6 protein-coding genes and 2 pseudogenes are annotated in these 4,085 nt (G+C 42.0%); 1 reads left to right on the plus strand and 7 read right to left on the minus strand.

The genetic code is table 11. The features are described from left to right. Window positions 1–223 precede the first annotated feature (223 nt). Window positions 224–353 (plus strand): annotated as a pseudogene (locus tag QTN95_RS19790) (IS5/IS1182 family transposase); the annotation flags it as partial. Between the two features lie 130 nt (window positions 354–483). Here the strand turns inward: QTN95_RS19790 and QTN95_RS19795 are convergent. From QTN95_RS19795 to QTN95_RS19825, 7 genes and pseudogenes are all read right to left on the minus strand, one after another. Then, window positions 484–741 carry a bacteriocin immunity protein gene (locus tag QTN95_RS19795; RefSeq protein WP_331418709.1) on the minus strand — a complete coding sequence of 86 codons (258 nt, stop codon included), beginning with the start codon at window positions 739–741 and terminating at the stop codon, window positions 484–486. Next, window positions 742–1,521: pseudogene (locus tag QTN95_RS19800) on the minus strand (S-type pyocin domain-containing protein); the annotation flags it as partial. A 13-nt stretch (window positions 1,522–1,534) separates the two neighbouring features. Beyond that, a complete protein-coding gene (locus QTN95_RS19805) occupies window positions 1,535–1,921 on the minus strand; it encodes a hypothetical protein (protein WP_138972759.1) in 387 nt (128 codons plus the stop codon). Window positions 1,922–1,967: 46 nt separating this feature from the next. Beyond that, on the minus strand, window positions 1,968–2,123 hold the full coding sequence (locus QTN95_RS19810) for a hypothetical protein (RefSeq protein WP_331418710.1): 156 nt from the start codon (window positions 2,121–2,123) through the stop codon (window positions 1,968–1,970). Between the two features lie 85 nt (window positions 2,124–2,208). After that, window positions 2,209–2,451, minus strand: coding sequence for a DUF7683 domain-containing protein (locus tag QTN95_RS19815; RefSeq protein ID WP_331418712.1), 243 nt, complete (start codon window positions 2,449–2,451; stop codon window positions 2,209–2,211). 87 nt (window positions 2,452–2,538) lie between these two features. After that, window positions 2,539–2,796, minus strand: coding sequence for a bacteriocin immunity protein (locus QTN95_RS19820; RefSeq protein WP_331418713.1), 258 nt, complete (start codon window positions 2,794–2,796; stop codon window positions 2,539–2,541). Next, window positions 2,786–4,085, minus strand: a 1,300-nt coding sequence (locus QTN95_RS19825) for an S-type pyocin domain-containing protein (RefSeq protein WP_331418714.1), incomplete at its 5' end; no start/stop codon positions are given. The genes QTN95_RS19825 and QTN95_RS19820, both read right to left, overlap by 11 nt.

Below are 4,085 nucleotides of genomic sequence, written 5' to 3' on the forward strand. Positions count from 1 at the left end.
AAAATGTGGGCCACCTAAAGACCCTGCATTGCCAATGCTCGCAACTGAAACAGGCTTACTTTCAAAGCAACCATTAAGTAAAAAGCACATGCTTACAGCGATTAAAAATCTAAACTTCATTATCAAATACCACTCGCTTGAGTTGGTTTCCTTCTTTCGTTACCGCGTTAACAAGACAGTCCATTGCAGTCTCACACCCTGGGTTGATTAGTGCATCATGAGGGCGATGTATCGAGTGAAACAGTGGTTAGGTGGGAAATTAAGCCCGATGGACTACAACGCTCAAGTTGGTGAGGCTTACGTACGCTATTATCAAGTCGCTGAACAAGCTGACAGGGCTAGGTCTGGCTGAAATTCAGTATGTTGCTCAAGAACTGAACAACATGGAGCTACCATGTATTCTTATCGAATTAAGCATCAAAGCCATAATGTTCAGTAACTCCAATAACTCGACTTCAGAGTAATCTGTTATATCTTTAACCGTCATCTCTGTTGGTCTTTGAAGCATTGTTGCCCTTTTTGGGTATACCAACGTTTTAATTCAGCGATCATTGCCTCTGGAGTATCCTCTATCCCAACCATTTTAGGGTGAGTTAACAGCGCAGACCCTTCAGGATACTCTGTAGTGTCAAAAAAACTAACTAGCTCTTCAACTTCTTGATCCGTTGCGACTCCATTATGCGTGTTCTGAATGAGTTGAAGAAACTCGCTTTCAGTATAATTAATTAAACTACTTTTCAACTACTTATCTCCTTTTCTATGTATTTCGCCCCAGTGTAATCGTGGAGTTACTACACCTAGGTTGTCAATATTATAAACCTCACCGCCATGTTGAATCTCCTTTTTATGGTGTAGTACATAGCGGTCAAGTTTTCCCCATTTATGTTTTGGTATTACAAACGGTGCATTTCCTTTTAGGATCTCGTTTTGGTTAGTTTTAGAAAACTGTTCCAATAAATCAGGATGCTTGGATACCTCTTTCCAAACGGCAGTTTGCAAATCAGAGAACTTCTTAAACTGTTTTCCCTGCAATGCTTCAGCAATTTTGGTTGGTATGTACTGCCCTTGCCCAGAATCTGTAGCTTTCCCAAGCCAATAACCATCCTCCCACTTGACGTCTTTTCCTTTTCCCGTTACCACCCCAGACTCATCACGCGCCGTTTTTTGGAACATCAGGTAAAGAGGAGGCAACCCAGCATCCGCAGGGAAGGTAACAATATATTCGGCTAGATCTTCTTCTGGGTAGAGAACCGTGCCAATTTCTTGCTCGTGCTCTTCAATTGGGTGAACCAAGATATTGTGAACATCCAGTTGGTCATTCTCGGGGAAGACGGTATCAGGTGTGAGTACATCGGTTGAGCCGTCAGGTGCCCAGGTAATAGTGATACCGTTATCCAACTCAGCAATAAAGTGTTGCCCTTGCTGCACCGCCTCACGCTTCGCTACACGATCACCGTATGCACTTCCTTCGCCCGTTTTTATACCAACGACTTGTTGCTTGCCACTTTCATCGGTGTACAGCTTCAGTGAATGATTAACCTATAGTCTCCAGCCATTCCACCAATAGGGTAAAGCATGGAGTGATAAAAAAGCTCCATATGCCAATACAATTAACCCACATAAACAGTCTGAATTTTTTAGATTTAGTGGTCACTCTATGCCTGATAAAAGGATAGGCAAGCCAGTAACCCATCAATCGAGTTCCAATTGCGTAGGACATTTGATAGTTCCATTTCATATACCCTTGGTCGTCGTAATATTTATCTAAATCCTTAGCTACCTGCTTATCAATAAATACAATTTTTTCAATATCACCTAATGAAACCATAGAGAGCATAATTGCACCAGGGATAGACCAAAGAACTAAATATCCACCAAAAGTCATACCTAAAACAATCGCAATAATCTCATACCAACTCATAGTAACTCATAGTAACTCATAGTAACTCATAGTAACTCATAGTAACTCATAGTAACTCTTCTTCAATATATTCAGATAGCTCAATACTCTTCTCATACAAGAAGTAAAAACCATCACCGATGGTTTTACCTATAGTCGAACCTCCAATTCCACCAACCGCACCGCCTGCAACAAAAGCACCAATTGAAGCAATTGCTAACACAGGCGCAGAGGTAACTCCTACAATACCCAATACTAAAAGCGTGCCAGCAGCAGCGATATTTACACCGGTGGTTTACATTTAAACGCTAACTTGTTCCAAGTTGATAGTCGCATTGGGCGCTATAAAAACCCTCACCAATTATTGTCTCAATTGCCTTAACTTGATCAATCGAGATATCAAATCCACCAGCACCAGCTAATAGAAACCGGAGATCATCGTCACTTAAATCTAGTACTTTTGAGACCTGATCAACATATGACCTTTGCACTTCGATTTCCGATACCAAAAGCTCACTTTTTTTGTCAAACGCTTCAACTAAAACTTTCATTACTTTTCTACCTTTCGTGAAGGTTCTGCATCCTTCGTCTGTTCCCCTGTGAATCGCCACGGTTCTCCTTCCCCCCCTTTCGAATCATTACATTGAATCTTTAAAACACGGCCTTCCTTGTTCTTTGTACCAACGTTTTAGCTCTCCAATAATTGCGTCTGATGAATCTTCTATTCCCAGCATTGTAGGATGGGTTAACAAAGCGCTGCCTTTGGGATGTTTGATCTTTTCATTGAAAAAATTTACCAGTTCATCCAAATCATCATCACTAAAATCAAGTTCTTCAGATGCCAATAACAACTGTAAAAACTCTGACTCTGTATAATCTTGTAATTTATTTTTCATTTGAATGAATCCTTATATGATTTTTTGCTGTGTTAATTCTTAGGTTGTCAATATGATACACTTCACCACCATGTTGAATCTGATCGATATGGTGAATTTCATAACGAATCCTCCCACCTTTTTGATAATCAGGTAAACACATGGGAGCGTTACCTTTTTGTATTTGAATTTTATTCCGTTTATCAAACTGCTTAAATAACTCTGGATTCTTAGCAACTTCTTTCCAAATAGCTGTCTGTAAATCAGCAAACCTATTAAACTCTTTTCCTCTTAGCGCATCTGCAATTTTTGTTGGAATATACTGCCCTTGACCGACATTCGCAGCTTCCCCAAGCCAATAACCATCGACCCACTCAACGTCTTTACCTGTACCAGTTACCACCCCAGACTCATCACGCGCCGTTTTTTGGAACATCAGGTAAAGAGGAGGCAACCCAGCATCCACAGGGAAGGTGATAATATATTCGACTAGATCTTCTTCTGGGTAGAGAACCGTGCCAATTTCTTGCTCGTACTCTTCAATTGGGTGAACCAAGATATTGTGAACATCCACTTGGTCATTCTCGGGGAGGACGGTATCAGGTGTGAGTACATCCGTTGAGCCGTCAGGTGTCCAGGTAATGGTGATATCATTATCCAACTCAGCAATAAAGTGTTGCCCTTGCTGCACCGCCTCACGCTTCGCCACGCGATCACCGTATGCACTTCCTTCGCCCGTTTTTATACCAACGATTTGTTGCTTGCCATTTTCATCGGTGTACATATTGAAGCGGACACGCATCGTAACTGTGTCACTCGTAGCAAGCTCAGGGTTGCCCTCAAGTGTTCCATCGCCAAGCTGAGAAGGCCACAAAGCAGCGACTAAACCGCCACCGACGCGGGCAAAACTGCTGAGAGCCTCACCTGTGATACTCCATTGCCCTAGCGTAGAAGTGGTGTTGGTACTGATAATCCCAAGGTTAGAACTGGTTGTACTCGCTGGCAACGCTAAAAATGCCAGTTTGCCATAGTCTGTTGCCTTCGATTCGGTAGACACTATTTTCAGATTTACAACGGGAATGTCTTTTTCAATCAACTCAGGACGATTGATTGATGCGATTGAGGTATCGACTAAGCATCGCTCGGTGTAGTTATAGAAAGTGTTTAAAGGTTGATTAAATCGCTTTGGGCTCTCTGGTGGTATCGCGTAAACAGGCTCTTTTTCAATGCTTAGCGGTTGCTGTTTTTCTACATTCAGAGAATCCCCTACCGATAGAGACATCGGGTCGGCATCGTACTGTGGATTAAGT

The sequence above is a fragment of the Vibrio sp. M260112 genome (assembly GCF_036533775.1).
Lineage (GTDB): Bacteria > Pseudomonadota > Gammaproteobacteria > Enterobacterales > Vibrionaceae > Vibrio.